This window comes from Enterobacter sp. C4G1, assembly GCF_052886895.1.
Genome location: NZ_JBQVVV010000001.1, coordinates 1,485,821 through 1,504,035 on the forward strand (window position 1 = coordinate 1,485,821; position 18,215 = coordinate 1,504,035).

Annotated in this window: 18 protein-coding genes; 8 read left to right on the plus strand and 10 right to left on the minus strand. The window is 54.6% G+C overall.

What is annotated here, in order from left to right; all coding sequences use genetic code 11:
* Window positions 1-8: 8 nt before the first annotated feature.
* A complete protein-coding gene (groL, locus tag ACT9TW_RS07110; RefSeq protein WP_446491978.1) occupies window positions 9-1,652 on the plus strand; it encodes a chaperonin GroEL in 1,644 nt (547 codons plus the stop codon).
* Window positions 1,653-1,786: 134 nt separating this feature from the next.
* A complete protein-coding gene (locus ACT9TW_RS07115; RefSeq protein WP_182063355.1) occupies window positions 1,787-2,140 on the plus strand; it encodes a DUF4156 domain-containing protein in 354 nt (117 codons plus the stop codon).
* A 66-nt stretch (window positions 2,141-2,206) separates the two neighbouring features.
* Here the strand turns inward: ACT9TW_RS07115 and epmB are convergent, their stop codons facing one another.
* The gene (gene epmB / locus ACT9TW_RS07120; protein ID WP_446491979.1) at window positions 2,207-3,235 is read right to left on the minus strand and encodes an EF-P beta-lysylation protein EpmB; all 1,029 of its coding nucleotides are present in this window, start codon (window positions 3,233-3,235) and stop codon (window positions 2,207-2,209) included.
* A gap of 40 nt (window positions 3,236-3,275) precedes the next feature.
* Here epmB and efp point away from each other — a divergent pair, with 40 nt between their 5' ends.
* From efp to ecnB, 3 genes are all read left to right on the plus strand, one after another.
* A complete protein-coding gene (gene efp / locus ACT9TW_RS07125) occupies window positions 3,276-3,842 on the plus strand; it encodes an elongation factor P (protein WP_182063357.1) in 567 nt (188 codons plus the stop codon).
* A gap of 60 nt (window positions 3,843-3,902) precedes the next feature.
* Complete coding sequence (locus ACT9TW_RS07130) at window positions 3,903-4,034, plus strand: entericidin A/B family lipoprotein (RefSeq protein ID WP_041161986.1); 132 nt, start codon at window positions 3,903-3,905, stop codon at window positions 4,032-4,034.
* Window positions 4,035-4,142: 108 nt separating this feature from the next.
* Window positions 4,143-4,289 carry a lipoprotein toxin entericidin B gene (gene ecnB / locus ACT9TW_RS07135; RefSeq protein ID WP_014068593.1) on the plus strand — a complete coding sequence of 49 codons (147 nt, stop codon included), beginning with the start codon at window positions 4,143-4,145 and terminating at the stop codon, window positions 4,287-4,289.
* Between the two features lie 40 nt (window positions 4,290-4,329).
* On the opposite strand, the gene ACT9TW_RS07140 is transcribed toward ecnB, so the two are convergent.
* Complete coding sequence (locus tag ACT9TW_RS07140) at window positions 4,330-4,929, minus strand: LuxR C-terminal-related transcriptional regulator (protein ID WP_182063358.1); 600 nt, start codon at window positions 4,927-4,929, stop codon at window positions 4,330-4,332.
* 263 nt (window positions 4,930-5,192) lie between these two features.
* On the opposite strand from ACT9TW_RS07140, the gene sugE reads away from it, so the two are divergent.
* Window positions 5,193-5,510: a quaternary ammonium compound efflux SMR transporter SugE gene (gene sugE, locus ACT9TW_RS07145; protein WP_014068595.1), complete on the plus strand. Its 318-nt coding sequence runs from the start codon at window positions 5,193-5,195 to the stop codon at window positions 5,508-5,510.
* On the opposite strand, the gene ACT9TW_RS07150 is transcribed toward sugE, so the two are convergent.
* The 3 genes from ACT9TW_RS07150 to ampC all read right to left on the minus strand — a co-directional run bounded on the left by ACT9TW_RS07150 (window position 5,507) and on the right by ampC (window position 8,583).
* The gene (locus ACT9TW_RS07150; RefSeq protein ID WP_446491980.1) at window positions 5,507-6,037 is read right to left on the minus strand and encodes a lipocalin family protein; all 531 of its coding nucleotides are present in this window, start codon (window positions 6,035-6,037) and stop codon (window positions 5,507-5,509) included. The two genes, sugE and ACT9TW_RS07150, sit on opposite strands and share 4 nt — an antisense overlap.
* 142 nt (window positions 6,038-6,179) lie before the next feature.
* Window positions 6,180-7,337 (minus strand): DDE-type integrase/transposase/recombinase, encoded by a 1,158-nt coding sequence (locus tag ACT9TW_RS07155; protein WP_315685889.1) that lies wholly within the window; start codon window positions 7,335-7,337, stop codon window positions 6,180-6,182.
* 103 nt (window positions 7,338-7,440) lie between these two features.
* Window positions 7,441-8,583: a CMY2/MIR/ACT/EC family class C beta-lactamase gene (ampC, locus tag ACT9TW_RS07160; RefSeq protein WP_446491981.1), complete on the minus strand. Its 1,143-nt coding sequence runs from the start codon at window positions 8,581-8,583 to the stop codon at window positions 7,441-7,443.
* 132 nt (window positions 8,584-8,715) lie between these two features.
* On the opposite strand from ampC, the gene ampR reads away from it, so the two are divergent.
* Entirely contained in the window at window positions 8,716-9,591 is an 876-nt protein-coding gene (gene ampR / locus ACT9TW_RS07165; RefSeq protein WP_446492695.1) for a LysR family transcriptional regulator AmpR, read from the plus strand.
* Window positions 9,592-10,264: 673 nt separating this feature from the next.
* Here the strand turns inward: ampR and frdD are convergent.
* Genes frdD through frdA form a run of 4 tightly spaced genes read right to left on the minus strand, consistent with a single transcriptional unit; the run spans window position 10,265 to window position 13,558 of the window.
* Window positions 10,265-10,624: a fumarate reductase subunit FrdD gene (gene frdD, locus ACT9TW_RS07170; protein WP_182063362.1), complete on the minus strand. Its 360-nt coding sequence runs from the start codon at window positions 10,622-10,624 to the stop codon at window positions 10,265-10,267.
* A 10-nt stretch (window positions 10,625-10,634) separates the two neighbouring features.
* Window positions 10,635-11,030 (minus strand): fumarate reductase subunit FrdC, encoded by a 396-nt coding sequence (frdC, locus tag ACT9TW_RS07175; RefSeq protein ID WP_446492696.1) that lies wholly within the window; start codon window positions 11,028-11,030, stop codon window positions 10,635-10,637.
* Between the two features lie 10 nt (window positions 11,031-11,040).
* Complete coding sequence (locus ACT9TW_RS07180; protein WP_182063364.1) at window positions 11,041-11,775, minus strand: succinate dehydrogenase/fumarate reductase iron-sulfur subunit; 735 nt, start codon at window positions 11,773-11,775, stop codon at window positions 11,041-11,043.
* The gene (gene frdA, locus ACT9TW_RS07185) at window positions 11,768-13,558 is read right to left on the minus strand and encodes a fumarate reductase (quinol) flavoprotein subunit (protein ID WP_182063365.1); all 1,791 of its coding nucleotides are present in this window, start codon (window positions 13,556-13,558) and stop codon (window positions 11,768-11,770) included. The genes ACT9TW_RS07180 and frdA overlap by 8 nt, the downstream gene beginning before the upstream one ends.
* Window positions 13,559-13,868: 310 nt before the next feature.
* Between frdA and epmA the strand changes: the two genes are divergently transcribed.
* A complete protein-coding gene (gene epmA / locus ACT9TW_RS07190; protein WP_182063366.1) occupies window positions 13,869-14,846 on the plus strand; it encodes an elongation factor P--(R)-beta-lysine ligase in 978 nt (325 codons plus the stop codon).
* 44 nt (window positions 14,847-14,890) lie between these two features.
* Here epmA and mscM read toward each other — a convergent pair whose 3' ends face one another.
* Window positions 14,891-18,214 carry a miniconductance mechanosensitive channel MscM gene (gene mscM, locus ACT9TW_RS07195; RefSeq protein WP_446491982.1) on the minus strand — a complete coding sequence of 1,108 codons (3,324 nt, stop codon included), beginning with the start codon at window positions 18,212-18,214 and terminating at the stop codon, window positions 14,891-14,893.
* Window position 18,215: the final 1 nt, after the last annotated feature.

The following is an 18,215-nucleotide window of genomic DNA, read 5'->3' on the forward strand; positions in this document are numbered from 1 at the left end:
CTAAGAACATGGCAGCTAAAGACGTAAAATTCGGTAATGACGCTCGTGTAAAAATGCTGCGCGGCGTGAACGTACTGGCAGATGCAGTTAAAGTGACCCTGGGCCCGAAAGGCCGTAACGTAGTGCTGGACAAATCCTTCGGCGCACCAACCATCACTAAAGATGGTGTTTCTGTAGCACGTGAAATCGAGCTGGAAGACAAGTTCGAAAACATGGGTGCGCAGATGGTGAAAGAAGTTGCCTCTAAAGCGAACGACGCAGCAGGCGACGGTACTACCACTGCAACCGTACTGGCACAGGCAATCATCGCAGAAGGCCTGAAAGCCGTTGCTGCGGGCATGAACCCAATGGATCTGAAACGTGGTATCGACAAAGCTGTCACTGCTGCCGTTGAAGAGCTGAAAGCGCTGTCCGTACCTTGCTCTGACTCTAAAGCCATTGCTCAGGTTGGTACTATCTCCGCTAACTCCGACGAAACCGTAGGTAAACTGATCGCTGAAGCGATGGATAAAGTCGGTAAAGAAGGCGTGATTACCGTTGAAGACGGTACCGGTCTGGAAGACGAACTGGACGTGGTTGAAGGTATGCAGTTCGACCGCGGTTACCTGTCCCCATACTTCATCAACAAACCAGAAACGGGTGCTGTTGAGCTGGAAAGCCCATTCATTCTGCTGGCTGACAAAAAAATCTCCAACATCCGCGAAATGCTGCCAGTTCTGGAAGCCGTTGCGAAAGCAGGCAAACCACTGGTTATCATCGCTGAAGATGTTGAAGGCGAAGCGCTGGCGACTCTGGTGGTTAACACCATGCGTGGCATCGTGAAAGTGGCTGCGGTTAAAGCACCTGGCTTCGGCGATCGTCGTAAAGCTATGTTGCAGGACATCGCAACCCTGACTGGCGGTACTGTTATCTCTGAAGAGATCGGTATGGAGCTGGAAAAAGCGACCCTGGAAGACCTGGGCCAGGCTAAACGCGTTGTGATCAACAAAGACACCACCACCATCATCGATGGCGTGGGCGACGAAGCTGCTATTCAGGGCCGCGTTGGTCAGATCCGTAAGCAAATTGAAGAAGCAACTTCCGATTACGACCGTGAAAAACTGCAGGAGCGCGTAGCGAAACTGGCAGGCGGCGTGGCAGTTATCAAAGTTGGTGCTGCAACTGAAGTTGAAATGAAAGAGAAAAAAGCACGCGTTGACGACGCTCTGCACGCGACCCGTGCAGCAGTTGAAGAAGGCGTGGTTGCGGGTGGTGGTGTTGCGCTGGTGCGCGTTGCCGCTAAACTGGTTAACCTGACTGCGCAGAACGAAGATCAGAACGTGGGTATCAAAGTTGCGCTGCGCGCAATGGAAGCCCCACTGCGTCAGATCGTGTCCAACGCCGGTGAAGAACCATCTGTTGTGGCAAACAACGTGAAAGCGGGCGAAGGTAACTACGGTTACAACGCAGCCACTGAAGAATACGGCAACATGATCGACTTCGGTATCCTCGACCCAACTAAAGTGACCCGTTCTGCATTGCAGTACGCGGCATCTGTTGCTGGCCTGATGATCACCACCGAGTGCATGGTGACCGATATGCCTAAAGGCGATGCACCTGATTTAGGTGCTGCTGGTATGGGCGGCATGGGCGGTATGGGCGGCATGATGTAATCGTGCGCTATACAGCTTAGATTGTGAAAAACCCCCGGGCAGAAATGCTCGGGGGTTTTTCTTTTGGTCATCTTTTTAGTATAAGGTTTAGACACGGACAACTACTGTCCAGCTTATTGAAAACGAGGAATAACATGCGCGTAAAAGTCTGTGCAGGGATCGTGGGAGCAGCATTGCTGCTGGCAGGTTGTAGTTCCAGCAATGAGCTGTCAGCAGCGGGCCAGGGTGTTCGCTTTGTGGAAGATAAGCCGGGTAGCGAGTGCCAGTTATTAGGTACGGCAAGCGGTGAGCAAAGCAACTGGATGTCGGGCCAGCACGGTGAAGAAGGCGGCTCTATGCGTGGTGCGGCGAATGCCCTGCGTAACCAGGCTGCGGCTATGGGCGGTAACGTGATTTATGGCGTGAGCAGCCCGTCGCAGGGGATGTTGTCGAGCTTTGTGCCGACAGCCAGCCAGATGAATGGCCAGGTTTATAAGTGCCCGAACTGAGTTAGCTTGCGGATAGCGCTACGCCCGGCCCCCGTAGGGCTGGTAAGCGTAGCGCCACCTGCCTTTTTACTTCTGCTTTAGCTGCAAATCCAGTGGCGTCTTGCTTGGTTCGCCGCCAATCTCACGCGCCAGCTTAGGTACCATATAGCCTGATACCAGTGTCAGCAATTCACGCATAATCGCTCTTGCTTCCTCATCTGACACCATGAAATGTGCAGCGCCCTGGACTTTATCCAGCACGTGAATGTAGTAAGGCATTACCCCTGCATCAAATAGCGCATTGCTCAGATTCGCCAGCGCGCGGGCATTATCGTTTACTCCACGCAGTAGCACGCTCTGGTTCAGCAACGTTACGCCAGCCTTGCGCAATCTCGCCATCGCCATACGAAAATCCTGATCTATTTCGTTGGCATGGTTAATGTGATTCACCAGCAGAATTTGCAGGGAAGAGCGCTCAAACCGGGCGGCCAGTTCGTCCGTAATGCGGGTCGGGATAACAATCGGCAAACGGCTATGGATCCGCAGACGTTTGATATGAGGAATACTCTCGAGCTGGGTTATCAGCCAGTCCAGCTCATGATCTTTTGCCATCAGCGGATCGCCACCGGAAAAGATAATCTCATCCAGCTCAGGATGCGCGGCAATGTAGTCCAGCGCGACCTGCCAGTTACGCTTGTTCCCTTGATTTTCGGCATACGGGAAGTGTCGGCGGAAGCAATAGCGACAATTTACGGCGCAGCCGCCTTTTACCAGCAGCAATGCGCGGTTCAAATACTTATGCAGTAAACCGGGCACAACGCTGTTCTGTTCCTCCAGTGGATCGGTGCTGAAGCCTGGCGCAGTCACAAACTCATCCTGAACAGTAAGCGTTTGTTTTAGCAGTGGATCGTCAGGGTTGCCTTTCTCCATGCGCGCCACAAATGCGCGAGGAACACGCAGGGGAAATAGGCGTTTGGCCTCACGGCCGGCGAGCAAGTTCTCATGGGTTTCCAGGTCTAAAAGACGCAGTAATTCATCAGGACTGGTGATTACATCGGCAAGTTGCGATAACCAATCTTCTCTGGACGGGGTGTTTAGGGTTACAATATGCGCCATTTTGTGGCTTAGCTACCAGTTAACAAATTTAGAGGGCCTTATGGCAACGTACTATAGCAACGATTTTCGTGCTGGTCTTAAAATCATGATGGACGGCGAACCGTATGCGGTTGAAGCCAGCGAATTCGTTAAACCAGGTAAAGGCCAGGCATTCGCGCGTGTTAAGCTGCGTCGCCTGCTGACCGGTACCCGTGTAGAAAAAACCTTCAAGTCTACTGACTCTGCTGAAGGTGCCGATGTTGTCGATATGAACCTGACTTACCTCTACAACGACGGTGAGTTCTATCACTTCATGAACAACTCTACTTTCGAACAGCTGTCTGCTGACGAGAAAGCAGTAGGTGACAGCGCTAAATGGCTGCTGGATCAGGCTGAGTGTATCGTGACCCTGTGGAACGGCCAGCCTATCTCTGTGACCCCACCAAACTTCGTAGAGCTGGAAATCGTTGAAACCGATCCAGGTCTGAAGGGTGACACCGCAGGTACTGGCGGCAAGCCAGCTAAACTGTCTACCGGTGCAGTGGTTAAAGTTCCACTGTTCGTACAGACTGGCGAAGTGATCAAAGTGGATACCCGCTCCGGCGAATACGTATCCCGCGTGAAGTAATTCATGTAAATGATTAATGGCGCAGCGCCCGCTGCGCCTGTTTTTTTGCAGGCAGGGATGATGAAACGTACCGTTAAAATTCTGCTTCTGTTGGCGCTGTCCGGCGCGTTCCTTTCCGGGTGTAATACCGCACGCGGTGTCGGCGAAGATATCAAAGATCTTGGCCATGTGATTTCTCACGCAGCCAGCTAATTTCGTCTAATTCTCCTAAAATCGCTTCCTGAACCGTCAAATGACGGGATTTTGTCTATCCTTAAGTTGCTATCAACACAATAACTTTGGCTATAAAAGGAAGATATTATGGTTAAGAAGACAATTGCAGCGATCTTTTCTGTCCTGGTACTTTCTTCAGTTTTAACCGCCTGTAATACCACGCGTGGCGTCGGTCAGGATATTTCTGAAGGTGGTAGCGCAATTTCTGGTGCAGCAACAAAAGCGCAGAACTAATGATATTAAGACGGTACGTCGTGTAGATCTCCTCGTACCGTCAATTCTCCACTTCTTGCAGGGATAAAAACGGCGAAAAACGTGTATCCATATGCAGTTTCATACGGATGTTGCGTTTGTAGGTATAAACCGTTTTCCCGTTGATGCTCAAATGGCTGGCAATCTTCTGATTGCTTGCGCCATCCATCCACAGTGTGAGCACTTTCTCTTCCTGGCGGGTTAATAGCGGTGCTGCGATTTGCGGTATTTCAATGCTGGCGCAGGATGTCAGCGCATCGTTAATCACCGTGGCCAGCTGTTCGAGCCCGGCATTTTTCAACAGACAGGACCAGACCGGGAACTGCTCCAGGTAATTTGCCATCTCTTGTTCTTCGCCCGACTGCAACAAAATAAAGGGCAGCGTTTCGCAGGATTTCAGTAAAGAAGAGAGCTGCTGGAAATGGTGAATATCCTGTTTGAAGCCGTGTAAATCAGCAATCACCAACGTTGGCTTCCACTGTAGGATGTGCTCCCGGGCCAGGAAAAGATTATTCAAACCGGTCACAACATAGTTGCCCGGGAACAGGCCAGAATGATTGAGCCATGCTTCAAACCCAGCGCGGGTGAAGTGACAACGGTCAATCAAAAGAATTTTGAACATATTTTTTTCGCAGTCGGCTAGTGGTTTGGCTTCCTGCCATCAGAAAGCACATCATCATAGAGAAGTCGGATGAGTGATAAATGCCTGAACTACGCGCCATACTGCGGCTATTTCTTGCCTTAACAACTTCAGCATAAATGGATTGAAAAAAAATCGGTCGTTAACCAAAATATGCCACCTAATCTCTGCCTTGCGGGACGACCCGTAAGCGCATCTGTTCATCGGGGACGGCCCCAACTTGCATTTAAGTTAAGGAGCCAGATATGTCCTGGATTATTCTTGTCATTGCCGGTTTGCTTGAGGTTGTTTGGGCAATCGGTCTGAAGTACACCCACGGCTTTACCCGTCTGATGCCCAGCCTGATTACCGTTACTGCGATGGTTGTCAGTATTGCGCTGCTGTCGTGGGCGATGCGCACGCTGCCGGTAGGCACGGCTTATGCCGTCTGGACGGGGATTGGCGCTGTCGGGGCGGCAATTACGGGGATTTTGCTGCTGGGTGAATCGGCGAGTCTGGCACGTATCGCCAGCCTCGCCTTGATTGTCGCCGGAATTATTGGTTTAAAACTCAGCGCACATTAATGGGGTTGTTCCACCCAGATTAATTTCGTCACATCAAACCCCTGCCGGGTCGCGACGTCCAGCATCTGCTGTTTCATTTCACTGGAGATGGTTGGTGTGCGGGAGAGTATCCAGAGGTAGTCGCGATCCGGCCCGCAGACCAGCGCATGACGGTATTCTCTGTCCAGGGCTATCACGTTATACCCGCCATAGAAGGGACCAAAGAAAGAGACTTTAAGCGCCGCCCGATTGGGGCTGCCGGTAAAGTAGGCTTGTCCAATCGCCTGTTGCCACATGCCGCGGTCAGGGTTATAGCCGCGATTAATCACCTGAATCCCGCCATCATCCATCGAGCTATAGTTCGCGGTGACTTTCTGCAAACCCCGCTCAAAACGGTGATCAAAACGGGCAATTTCATACCACGTTCCGAGGAATCGCTGTGCATCGAAATTGTTGACGACGGTGATACCCGCTGGTGGGGTCGGAGAGCTACAGGCAACCACTAAAAACGCGGCTGTCACTGCGGCGATAACAGGCAGAATGCGCATAGGTGTTTCCTTACCGGTTTTTTGTTAAGTGTAGATGAGGGCAAGGAAAATGTGGGTTTACCGCGATGTGTTTTGCCGGGTAGCGCTAATGTATGACCGGATACATAGGTGACAGATCAGACCGGGAACATAGGTAACACTTTTAGTCTATCCGGAGCACACTCTGGGTTTTACTGTCGTAGTACGCAAGTGTTATTCCATTAAAGATGATGGCTTCCAGGCCATCATCTTGTTCTTTCAGCATTATGTACTCACCAGTCAGTGCTTCACTCAGGAACACGGTCCCCTTTTTTCCCATATACAGTGTTCCCCTCGATTTCACCCTGTAGACCATGCCCCCTGTCGGATAAACATATTCAGGCACTCTGCCATCCCAGTGTCGGCCCGAGGGTTGCCACACCGTTCCGGGCGTTGCACCTGCCAGGGCTTCATGCGGCCTCTCGTGGTTAAACTCTTCCCGGTAGTCACTGAACCACCGCTGTTGTTCTTCCATCGTCATGAAGGTGTTGCCATATTTCACCGCACTTTTCAGGGAGCGGTGCATTCGTTCATGGCGGCCATTCTCTTCCGGGTGTCCCTTTCTGATACGTTCCGGCCTGATGCCCAGCTTGATTAGCCAGACTGCAAGACGGCTTAATCCGGCTATGCCTGTTCCCGCGAAAGGTTGACCGTTATCGGTTCTGAGCACTTCCGGCAGACCATATTCCAGGAATGCATCAGTCAGGCACGCTCTGACAAAGGGCTCACTCTCCCGGTGTGTTCCCCGGCAGCACAGCAGATACCGGCTGTGATTGTCGGTCAGAGTGAAGGGATGGCAGTACTCCCCGCTCAGCAACCTGAATTTGCCTTTAAAATCAGCACTCCAGACCTGATTGTTCTCACTGATGGTGGTCAGCGGCTGGCGATTACCCGGTGTTCTGCGTTTTCTCTTTTTATCCGGAACCAGCCCTTCACGCTTGAGGATATCGCCGATAGTACTGGCGGCAGGTACGGCAAAATCGACATGGTGATTGAGCAACCACATCCGCAGTTTTTTCGGCCCCCAGTCAGGGTGTTTCTGACGCAGGGCAGTCAGATGCCCGACGATATCATCAGGAACTGTCCGGGAGTGGGAATGCGGAGCGCGCGACTGGTCAGAGAGGGATGACAGGTCAGAAGGGTCAAAACGTTCAAGCCATTTGTAGCCGGTTTTACGGCTGATACCAAAAAGACGGCAAAGAGCGGAGAAGGAGGCCGTACCTGCATGGCAGGCACGGATAAAATCAAGGCGTTGCATAGGTTGGGTCTCAGTCCAGGGCATAGCGAGTCTCCTCTTCTATGCCAGTTATAACTGTTACCCATGTATCCGGTCTAAAGTGTTACCCATGTTTCCGGTTCATACCCTAACGCCACCCGGCACTGTTTTACTGTAGCGCGCTCAAAATACGGTACGCTGTCTCTACCCTTGCCGGATTCGGATAGCTTTTGTTCGCCAGCATCACGATGCCGAGCTGCTGTTCAGGAATAAACGCAACGTAACCGCCAAAACCACCGGTTGACCCCGTTTTATGCACCCATGAGGCTTTTACCGGTGGCGCAGGCGGAGTGACTTCTGCCGCAGGTAAGGGTGCCAGTGCAATCTTGTTATCACTGCCATCCACTACCGTTTTAGCGTCCACGGGCCAGTTCAGCATTTCCCAGCCCAGTCCCTGATACATTGAGCCAACCCGCCAGTAGCGAGACTGCGCAAGGGCAATACCTTGCTTAAGAGACGCGTCTGCGACGGTATCTGGTGCCATGTTGGCCATCACCCAGCGGGACATATCCTGGATATTCGTCTTCACGCCATAGGCTTGCGCATCCAGCATTCCAGGCGAAACATGAACCGGTTTGCCGTCACGATAGCCCCAGGCGTAATGTTTCTCTTCCGATTTCGGAACCGTAATCCAGGTATGTGCCAGCTTCAGCGGCTGAAACACACGCGTGGTCATGGCCTGCTCAAAACTCATACCGGAAGGTTTAACCGCCAGCGCGCCGAAAAGGCCAATACTGGCGTTCGCATAAAGGCGCGTTGTCCCGGGTTTCCACTGGGGCTGCCAGTGCTGGTAGAAATTCAGCAGCGAAGCGTTGTCAGTGACCTCATCCGGAACTTGTAAGGGCAGGCCACCGGCGGTGTAGGTTGCCAGATCCAGCAGACGGATCCCCTGCCACTGTTTGCCTGTCAGTTCAGGCCAGTATTGTGTTGCCGGGTCGCTCAGTGAAATTTCATGGCGGGCAACGGCATCGCCTCCCAGTACGCCGGTGAAGGTTTTACTGATGGAGCCCAGCTCGAATAACGTCTGTTGTGTGACGGGCACGCGAGCCGCGACATCGGCTTCCCCGAAGGTGAAATAGTGCGGTTTGCCCTGATAAATAACCGCTACCGCCATACCGGGGATGGCCTGCGCTTTCATCAGGGGAGTCACGGTGCGTTCAACCACATCAGCTAACTGTTTTTCTGACATCGTCCCGGCAAGGGCTGAACAGGAGGCGGTGAGCAGCAGAGCGCAGCAAAGTGATTTTTTCATGAGATATCTTCCGTAATAGCGAGTCAAGGGAATGTCCGGGCCCATCAGACGAGCGTAGTCTGTTGGATTTGACTGTGCATGACAAACGGTTAAATTTAGCAGGAGATGTTAATTTTTCTAACGGGCAAGACCATGACGCGCAGCTATATTCCCCTTAATTCGCTTCGTGCATTCGAAGCCGCCGCCAGGCACCTCAGCTTTACTCATGCGGCGATTGAGCTGAATGTCACCCATTCCGCCATTAGCCAGCAGGTGAAAGCACTGGAGCAGCACCTTAACTGCCAGCTGTTCGTGCGCGTCTCTCGTGGCCTGATGTTGACTACGGAAGGTGAGAATTTATTGCCGGTGCTGAACGACTCTTTTGATCGCATTGCCGGAATGCTGGACCGCTTTAGCCGTCATCGGGCGCAGGAAAAACTCAAAATTGGCGTTGTCGGGACCTTCGCTACCGGCTGTTTATTTCCGCTGCTTGAGGATTTTCGCCGCAGTTACCCGCATATTGACCTCCAGCTTTCCACGCATAACAACCGGGTCGATCCGGCCGCCGAAGGGCTGGATTACGCGATCCGCTACGGTGGAGGTGCATGGCATGGCACTGAGGCCATTTTTCTTTGCGCAGCGCCGCTGGCTCCTCTTTGCTCGCCGGAGTTCGCCGACAGGCTGCACGCGCCCGCTGATATTCTGAAATTTACCCTTCTGCGTTCCTATCGACGTGATGAATGGTCGGCATGGATGCAGGCCGCAGGCGAACCACCACCTTCACCGACACATCGGGTTATGGTGTTTGATTCATCCGTTACCATGCTGGAAGCCGCGCAGGCGGGCGTGGGGATTGCCATCGCACCGGTCGACATGTTTGCCCATCTGCTGAATAGCGAGCGTATCGTGCAGCCGTTTGCCACGCAGATCGATCTGGGCAGTTACTGGCTAACGCGATTGCAGTCACGGACTGAAACACCGGCAATGCACGAGTTTGCGCAGTGGCTGGTGGGGAAGATGCAGAAATAAAAAGGCCCGCCGGATGGCGGTAATGCCAGTCAGTTAAGCGATATTAAACCACTCTGCTATTTGAGTGGCATCGTTCCGTTCACTTAGGCTTTCCTGCTACCTGCATAATCCGCTGCGGTGAACGTGCTAAGGGGGCTGCCGCCGCCCCCTTAGCAATCCCGGCTCCCGGCAAAGAAACTCGCCGCTTCGCGGTACCCTCAGCTTATTCCTTCCGGCTTATCGGGGACGGGCGGAGGTAACGTCCCTGTAAATCCGCCCTCGCCGCGCATCCCTGCGCGTCGCCCCGGCCTTCAGGAAACGCTTCGGCGATTTTCAGCCGGACTCACGAACCTTCAACCTTCTCTGCGGCCTGAAAATGGCACGGATGTTGAGTCCCGCAGAAATCGGCGAACCGGAGAACGGATGACAAGGGCTGGACGCCATGGATGGCGGCCAGAGGCGAAATGAGACAGGATGTCGAGTCGAGCCGACCGCAGGCAGAGGGTCGTGAGGTGAGCGCAGTGCGAAGCACCGATTTCTTTGCGGGCCGCGGGGATTGATAAGGGGGCCGCGGCGGCCCCCTTATCCCGTTCACGTGTTCTGAACGAATTATTTTCTGCGAGTATTAAGGTGAACGGAACCCTGCACCGTGCTTAACTGACAAGCATTACCGCCGGATGGCGGGCCTTTTTATTCAGATGGTGACCACGGCAATCAGCGTGACCACGGTCAGAATGGTTGCCAGACCGTAGAAGACCCATTTGCCGCTCGGGACATGGATTTTCAGGTCATGCATCGCATGGTGAATACGATGCAGACCACACCACAGCGGCAGGACAATCATCAGGAAGATGAATACGCGGCCAATAAAGCTGCCCGCAAACGCCAGCACGCGATCGTAGCCAAGCGCATCGCCCGGGAACAGCCCCAGCGGCAGCATAATGCCAACCAGCAGGATGATAACCGGCGCGATGATGGCGCTCCACATGCCGCCTGCGCCAAACAGACCCCAGAAGACCGGCTCGTCTGAACGTTTTGGATTTGGATTGATCACAGTAGTCTCCTTACCGGAACAGTGCGACAAACAGAATGACCACAGTGACTATCGCCGTCACTGCCCACAGCCCTTTAATGACCGGCTCTGGCCCCATTTTCTCGCCTTTTACGATGATATTCGCCGCTTTTGGTGCCAGTTCAAACCAGGTTTTAGTATGAAGCAGCGCCGCTGCAAGCACGAGAAGGTTCAGGATCACCACAATCGGGTTTTGCAGGAAGCCCACAAAATTCGCCCAGGTTTCCGGGCCATGTTTGAGGGCAAACACTCCGTACATCAGTTCAATGCTAAACCAGACCGCCGGTACAGCCGTGCCTTCACGCAGCATATAGAAGCGATAAAACGGCAGATTTTTCCACCAGGTGGACGGCATTGGCCGCACGTAGGCTTTGCGTTTAGTCGTCATCATGCACTCCTTAGCGTGGTTTCAGGGTAGCGATAAGAAAGTCTTTCGAGCTTTCAACTTTACCCTGCTGAATGGCGGCGGCCGGATCGACATGCTTCGGACAGACTTCGGAGCAGTAACCGACAAAAGTACAGCTCCAGACGCCGTTCTGGCTGTTAAGTTGCGCCATACGTTCTTTTTTACCGTGGTCGCGGCTGTCTTCGTTATAGCGATGCGCCAGGGTAATGGCCGCCGGGCCGATGAACTCTTTATTCAGACCGAACTGCGGACAGGCGGCATAGCACAGGCCGCAGTTGATGCAGCCGGAGAACTGATGGTATTTCGCCATCTGCGCCGGGGTCTGGGTGTTTGGCCCCTGATCCGGTGTGCGCGGGTTGCCGATGATGTACGGCTTAATTGCTTCCAGGCTTTCGATAAAGTGGGTCATATCGACCACCAGATCGCGCTCGATCGGGAAGTTGCCCAGCGCTTCAACCTTGATACCTTTGGTGTATTCCCGCAGGAAGGTCTTACAGGCCAGCTTTGGCACCTTGTTGACCATCATGCCGCAGGAGCCGCAAATTGCCATACGGCAGGACCAGCGGTAGCTCAGGTCTGGTGCCAGGTTGTCTTTAATGTAGCCGAGCGCATCCAGCAGGGAGGTTTGCTCGTCGTAAGGCACTTCGTAGAAAGCGCTGTGCGGGGCGGAGTCCACTTCCGGGTTGTAGCGCACCACTTCAACTTTCAGTTTTTGCATCTCAGCCATTCGCCTTCTCCTTCTTCTCGGCGGCTTCTGCTTCTGCACCGTAAACGCGTTTCGCCGGCGGCAATGTGGTGATCTTCACGTCGCTGTAGTCCAGACGCGTGGTCCCATCCGCATCGCGCCAGGCGAGAGTGTGTTTCAGGAAGTTGACATCGTCACGTTCGGTGCAGCCTTCATCCAGACGCTGATGGGCGCCGCGTGACTCTTTACGGGCCAGCGCAGAGTGCGCCATACATTCGGCCACGTTCAGGCCGTGTCCCAGTTCAATGGTGTACAGCAGGTCGGTGTTGAACACGCTGGAGGTATCGGTGATACGCACACGCTTGAAGCGCTCCTGCAACTCCGCCAGCTTATCGACGGTTTTTTGCATCAGCTCTGGCGTACGGTAAATACCGCAGCCTTCTTCCATCGACAGGCCCATTTCATCGCGGATTTTCGACCAGTTTTCGTTACCTTCCTGGTTGACGAGGTCTTTCAGGCGTTTTTCAACGTCTGCAACCTGTGCATCCAGGGCGGCGCTGTTGGCTTCGCCCGCTGTGGCGGCACGCTCCATCGCGCGCTCGCCCGCCATGCGACCAAAGACGACCAGCTCTGCCAGTGAGTTCGATCCCAGACGGTTGGCGCCATGCAGGCCCACGGAGGAACACTCGCCCACGGCGAACAGGCCTTTGATACGGGTTTCACACTGCTGATCGGTTTCGATGCCGCCCATGGTGTAGTGCGCGGTTGGACGCACCGGAATCGGCTCTTTCACCGGATCGACGCCCACATAGGCTTTTGACAGTTCACAGATGAACGGCAGACGTTCCAGTAATTTCTTCTCGCCCAGGTGACGCAAGTCGAGGTAGACCACATCGCCGCGTGGGGTAGGGATGGTGTTGCCTTTACGCCACTCGTGCCAGAAAGCCTGGGACACTTTGTCGCGTGGGCCAAGCTCCATATATTTGTTCTTCGGCTCGCCGAGCGGGGTTTCCGGGCCCATGCCGTAATCCTGCAAATAGCGGTAGCCGTTTTTGTTGACCAGAATCCCGCCTTCACCACGGCAACCTTCCGTCATCAGAATGCCAGAACCCGGCAGGCCAGTCGGGTGATACTGGACAAACTCCATATCACGCAGTGGTACGCCGTGGCTGAGCGCCATACCCATCCCGTCGCCGGTGACGATCCCGCCGTTGGTGTTGTAGCGGTAAACACGGCCAGCGCCGCCGGTTGCCATCACCACGGCTTTCGCGCGGATTTGTACCAGTGTGCCTTCCATCATGTTCATCGCCACCAGACCGCGCGCTTCACCGTCATCCACGAGGATGTCGAGAACGAAATGTTCATCAAAGCGCTGAATTTGTGGGAACTGAAGGGAGGTCTGGAACAGGGTATGTAGCATGTGGAAGCCGGTTTTATCGGCGGCAAACCAGGTGCGTTCGATTTTCATCCCGCCGAAGCGGCGAACGTTCACGCTGCCATCCGGGCGGCGACTCCACGGGCATCCCCACTGTTCGAGCTGGGTCATTTCCGTTGGACAATGGTGCACGAAGTAGTCAACGACATCCTGTTCGCAAAGCCAGTCGCCCCCTGCAACCGTGTCGTGGAAATGGTATTCGAAGCTATCATGATCCTGCGCGACGGCGGCGGAACCCCCTTCAGCGGCAACCGTGTGGCTGCGCATAGGGTAGACTTTTGAAATCAGTGCGATTTTAGCGTTTGGATTAGCCTGAGCGGCTGCAATTGCAGCACGTAATCCAGCACCGCCAGCGCCTATAACGGCAAGATCGGCTTGAAAAGTTTGCACGACATTCCTCCAGGTTTTTGTTATTTCGCAATGCGATGAACTAAAGGTAGCTCACCTGCCCGGACGGGCTATCGCGAAAGCGTTTCCACTGCTCCTTTATGGGTAAAACAGTATAACCGCGTGGATGTGAGGGAAATTTGACGTGTTCGATTTTTTTGCTGTTATGTGCAGTGATTTATCATTGTGATTGATGAATTGCGTCACGAAATAATCGCCTTAAATGAAATCCGCTAATTTACTGCGCAAAATTTGTCTCTGTCTCCGCTAACGAGTAGACTTCGTGCCCTTGTGTGAAATCGGAGAAGAACTCATGAGCGAAACGGCCACCTGGCAGCCGAGCGCGTCCATCCCTAATTTGTTAAAACGCGCAGCAATTATGGCGGAGATCCGCCGTTTCTTTGCCGATCGCGGTGTACTTGAGGTGGAAACGCCGTGCATGAGTCAGGCAACGGTTACCGATATTCATTTGGTCCCGTTCGAAACCCGTTTTGTTGGTCCTGGCCATTCACAGGGCATGAATCTGTATCTGATGACCAGCCCGGAATACCACATGAAGCGCCTGCTGGCTGCGGGCTGTGGCCCGGTGTATCAGCTGTGCCGCAGCTTCCGCAATGAAGAGATGGGACGTCACCATAACCCGGAATTCACCATGCTGGAGTGGTATCGCCCGCATTATGATATGTACCGCCTGATGAATGAGGTGGACGATCTGCTGCAACAGGTACTGGATTGCGCGGAAGCCGAAACGCTCTCCTATCAACAGGCGTTCCAGCGCTATCTGGAAATTGATCCGCTGTCAGCCGACAAAACGCAGTTGCGTGAAGTGGCGGCTAAGCTTGATTTAAGCAACGTGGCGGATACTGAAGAAGACCGCGATACGCTGCTGCAACTGCTGTTCACCTTTGGCGTTGAGCCGCAGATTGGCAAAGACCGGCCTGCTTTTGTTTACCACTTCCCGGCAAGCCAGGCTTCTCTGGCGCAGATCAGCACCGAAGATCACCGCGTGGCGGAACGCTTTGAGGTTTACTACAAAGGCATTGAGCTGGCGAACGGGTTCCACGAACTGACCGATGCTCGCGAACAGCAGCAGCGCTTTGAGCAGGACAACCGCAAGCGTAATGCGCGTGGCCTGCCGCAGCAGCCGATTGATACCAATCTGCTGGAGGCCCTGAAAGCCGGTCTGCCAGATTGCTCCGGCGTGGCGCTGGGTGTTGACCGTCTGGTGATGCTGGCGCTGGGGGCCGAGCAGTTGGGTGATGTGATTGCCTTTACGGTTGATCGCGCCTGATAGTACTTCACGGTGTGCGGTCAACAGGCCGCACACCGCTTACACTACAAACTTCCCGCCGGGCGCTTACGCGCCGCTGATGTCACCGTTCTTGCCGTCTTACGACCATCCAGACTTTCCAGACGCATCTGGAATGGAGGGAACGGCATATCGATACCGTGTTCGCGGAAGCCTGCCAGAATCAGCTGGTGGATCTCATGGCGCAGCGGCATTCGATGCCCCATTTCAGCCGCATAAATTCGCAGCTCGAAAATCTGGATCCCCTGCTGTAAATCGACCAGGAAAACTTCCGGTGCCGGGTTGTCTATCACCAGCGAGCAGCGCTCTGCGGCGGTGTACAGGATCTGCGTCACCTCTTCGCTGTTTGCATCGGATGGCGCAGGCACAGTCAGCACCACACGCGTAACGGAGTCTGACAGCGACCAGTTGATAAACTGCTCGGTGATAAACGCCTTATTTGGCACGATGATCTCTTTACGATCCCAGTCGCTGATCGTTGTCGCACGGGTGTTGATCCTGGTGACGCTGCCGGTTAAATCGCGGATCGTCACCGTATCGCCAATGCGGATCGGTTTTTCAAACAGGATGATCAGGCCGGAAACAAAGTTGGCAAAAATCTCCTGCAAGCCAAAGCCCAGGCCAACGGTCAGTGCGGCAACCAGCCACTGTAGCTTCGACCACTCAATACCAATCATCGAGAAGCCAACCAGCCCACCAAACAGCATGATCAGATATTTGGTGATGGTGGTAATGGCATAGCCCGTACCTGGCGCTAAATCCAGGTGTTGCAGCAGCGCCAGCTCCAGCAGAGCAGGGAAGTTACGGATAAGCTGCGTGGTGATGATCAGCACCAGAATCGCAATCAGCACCGCGCCCAGGGTGATAGGTTCGAGGCTTTCGACGCCCTGCACCGTCGAGGTGACATCCCACAGCGAAATGTTTTCGAGGAAACCAAACGCAGAGTGGATCTCAGACCACAGGAAAATCACCGAGAGCAGGGCAATCAGCATCAGGATCGAGCGTACCAGTCGCAGGGACTGGGTACTGATAGCATCAAGATCCAGCTCAACATCATCCGCGTCGGTGTTTCCTTCCGTGCTGTTGGTATGGTGCGATTCCTCTTCACCCCGCGCACGCTGCGCGAGGATCTCCGCGCGGCGGTGCTTGGCACGATCGAACGCCAGCCTGCGGCGCTGGATAAGCATCCATCGGCGGATGACGTGGTAGACCACCAGGAGCAGGAACCAGATGGCGACCGACGTTTCCAGTCGCGCCAGCAGCGCCTGCGCCGTGGCCAGATACCCGACAGCAGCCGCCAGGATCGCCGCCAGCGGGGCGCTGAGCAGCAGGTTCCACAGCAGGCGGTTAAACATGTTTTCGCCGCTGCCGGTTTTGTCGAGATACAGCGGAATACCAGCACGCTTAAGGCTTAACGTCACCATCGCCAGCGCGCCACAAATCAACATGAAGCACAGGCGGCCCAGCGAGCCGGAGAATTCGCGGTCATTGAGATTATCGAACATGATAAGCGCCATGATCAGTGGCACGATAAGCCCGATGCTCATCAGGTAGTAACGCATGGCTCGCGCCACGCGATTACGTGGCCAGCCAAAGTGGGCAATGAACAGACCGTTCGGACGGGCGAATGTGGCGCAAATCATCACTACCCACAGCAGCGGAACAGTGGCGGTCACACCATCACCAATGGCCACCGCCAGCGGATAAGGCCAGGCTTCCCGCAGGCCGTAACCGAGCGTCATCCACAGCACAGGCAGCGGCGAGGCAACGAGAATCGACCAGAATACCGTGCGTAGCGTTAGCCAGAAGTGATCCTGCGTCACCTTACCGACGCGCGCGCTGGAGCGTTCCAGGAAGCGAGTGAAGTGCCTGCGCGAGTAAATACTGCAACCCACCAGAATCAATGCTCCCAGCAGCGGGAAGATAGTCTCTTTGCTGGTGAGCATCATCACGCTGGCCTGGCCCAGTTGGCTGAAGGTATCCATCGAGATGAGGCGGCGCAGATCCTGCACGATTTCAATCGGCCAGGAGAAGGTCATTGGGCGGACGTCAGAGGTCCAGAACAGGTAGCGGTGCGTTGCCTCGTTCACTTCTTTCAGCGCATCTTCAAGCTGGCTGTTAGAGACTTTCAGCTTGGTGAGTTCGAGGATAAGCGTATCGCCACCCTGAAGCAGTGAATTCAGCAGCTCGCGCTGGGTGCGCATTTGCGCGTCCAGAATTCGGTTTTGCTCACTGGTCAGCGGCTGCCCATCGGCCTGACGGATCTGGCGGATTTGCGGCTGTTTGTTAAGGAGATCTTCAAAATGCAGGCGCTGGACGCGCAGTTGCGCCATTTCAGTATCAAGCTGTTGTGGTTTTGGCATTTCCGGCAAGCGGGCAACCTGCGCACGTAGCGCTTCGCCCAGCAGGTTTGAGGAGCCGAGCCACTGGGATTGCTCGCGCAGGGTATTCAGCGCCTGGCGTACCTGCAAGGTTTGGTTAGTGGCCTGACGCTGTTGCGATGCCACCAGATCCATACGCTGTGCTTGCTGGTTCAGGGCGGCCGAAAGCTCGCGGTTGACCTTAAACTGATCGACAATCCCGACGGGCAGGTTATCGCTGTTTTCGGCAAGTAATTCAGTGCTTTCCAGCGCCCGTTCGGCTTCGCGCTGGCGCTGGCTGTTTAACTGGTTACGCAAGGCCTGTAACCAGGCATCCAGTTGCTGGCTCTGTTTTTGCGCCAGCTCAGAACGCATCCGCGACAGCTCCTGGCGGTTGTTGGCAGAAAGCTGCGCCAGCTCCAGCTCATCCACCAGGGCTTTGAGTCTGGCGGATTCAGCCTGAATCCCCAGATTCTGCGCCTGGTTTAGCGGGGTATTACCGGTCTGTGTCCCGACACGTCGCTCGACTTCACTGAGCTGGCGGCGGGCATCGGTTTGCTGTTGTGGGAGCTGGCTGAGCGAGTCGGCAATTTCACGTGCACGCTCCTGCTCCTGCTGAGCCATGCGACTCTTTTCCAGAAGCTGGCTGCTGACTTGCAGGATCTCCTGGTTAAGCGCGTCGGAGGTCATGCCATCGGGCACCACGCGTGGTTCATCGCGCAGATTATTAAGCTGCGAGCGCAGCGTTTGCGAAAGTTTGGGGAAGTTATCGATAACCTGCTGATATTGCTGAGCGCGCTCAAGGGAACCTTTGCGTTCCTCAAGCGCGTTCAGCGCGGCCTGGAGGGCTTCGACGGTTTCAGGCTGCGCGGGTTTTGCCGCTTTTGCCTGCTCCAGCTCCTGGGTTATCTGTTTGGCGTCGGGGGCTGTCGCTGCGTACGCCCCCATGCTGAGGCACCAGGCCATCAGTAGTACGATAATCGGGCGCACG

What these genes read in the sequence shown, in the direction of transcription:
- groL (WP_446491978.1), top strand. Translation starts at nt 9, where the DNA reads ATGGCAGCTAAAGACGTAAAATTCGGTAATGACGCTCGTGTAAAAATG.
- ACT9TW_RS07115 (WP_182063355.1), top strand. Translation starts at nt 1,787, where the DNA reads ATGCGCGTAAAAGTCTGTGCAGGGATCGTGGGAGCAGCATTGCTGCTG.
- epmB (WP_446491979.1), bottom strand. Translation starts at nt 3,235, where the DNA reads ATGGCGCATATTGTAACCCTAAACACCCCGTCCAGAGAAGATTGGTTA.
- efp (WP_182063357.1), top strand. Translation starts at nt 3,276, where the DNA reads ATGGCAACGTACTATAGCAACGATTTTCGTGCTGGTCTTAAAATCATG.
- ACT9TW_RS07130 (WP_041161986.1), top strand. Translation starts at nt 3,903, where the DNA reads ATGAAACGTACCGTTAAAATTCTGCTTCTGTTGGCGCTGTCCGGCGCG.
- ecnB (WP_014068593.1), top strand. Translation starts at nt 4,143, where the DNA reads ATGGTTAAGAAGACAATTGCAGCGATCTTTTCTGTCCTGGTACTTTCT.
- ACT9TW_RS07140 (WP_182063358.1), bottom strand. Translation starts at nt 4,929, where the DNA reads ATGTTCAAAATTCTTTTGATTGACCGTTGTCACTTCACCCGCGCTGGG.
- sugE (WP_014068595.1), top strand. Translation starts at nt 5,193, where the DNA reads ATGTCCTGGATTATTCTTGTCATTGCCGGTTTGCTTGAGGTTGTTTGG.
- ACT9TW_RS07150 (WP_446491980.1), bottom strand. Translation starts at nt 6,037, where the DNA reads ATGCGCATTCTGCCTGTTATCGCCGCAGTGACAGCCGCGTTTTTAGTG.
- ACT9TW_RS07155 (WP_315685889.1), bottom strand. Translation starts at nt 7,337, where the DNA reads ATGCCCTGGACTGAGACCCAACCTATGCAACGCCTTGATTTTATCCGT.
- ampC (WP_446491981.1), bottom strand. Translation starts at nt 8,583, where the DNA reads ATGAAAAAATCACTTTGCTGCGCTCTGCTGCTCACCGCCTCCTGTTCA.
- ampR (WP_446492695.1), top strand. Translation starts at nt 8,716, where the DNA reads ATGACGCGCAGCTATATTCCCCTTAATTCGCTTCGTGCATTCGAAGCC.
- frdC (WP_446492696.1), bottom strand. Translation starts at nt 11,030, where the DNA reads ATGACGACTAAACGCAAAGCCTACGTGCGGCCAATGCCGTCCACCTGG.
- ACT9TW_RS07180 (WP_182063364.1), bottom strand. Translation starts at nt 11,775, where the DNA reads ATGGCTGAGATGCAAAAACTGAAAGTTGAAGTGGTGCGCTACAACCCG.
- epmA (WP_182063366.1), top strand. Translation starts at nt 13,869, where the DNA reads ATGAGCGAAACGGCCACCTGGCAGCCGAGCGCGTCCATCCCTAATTTG.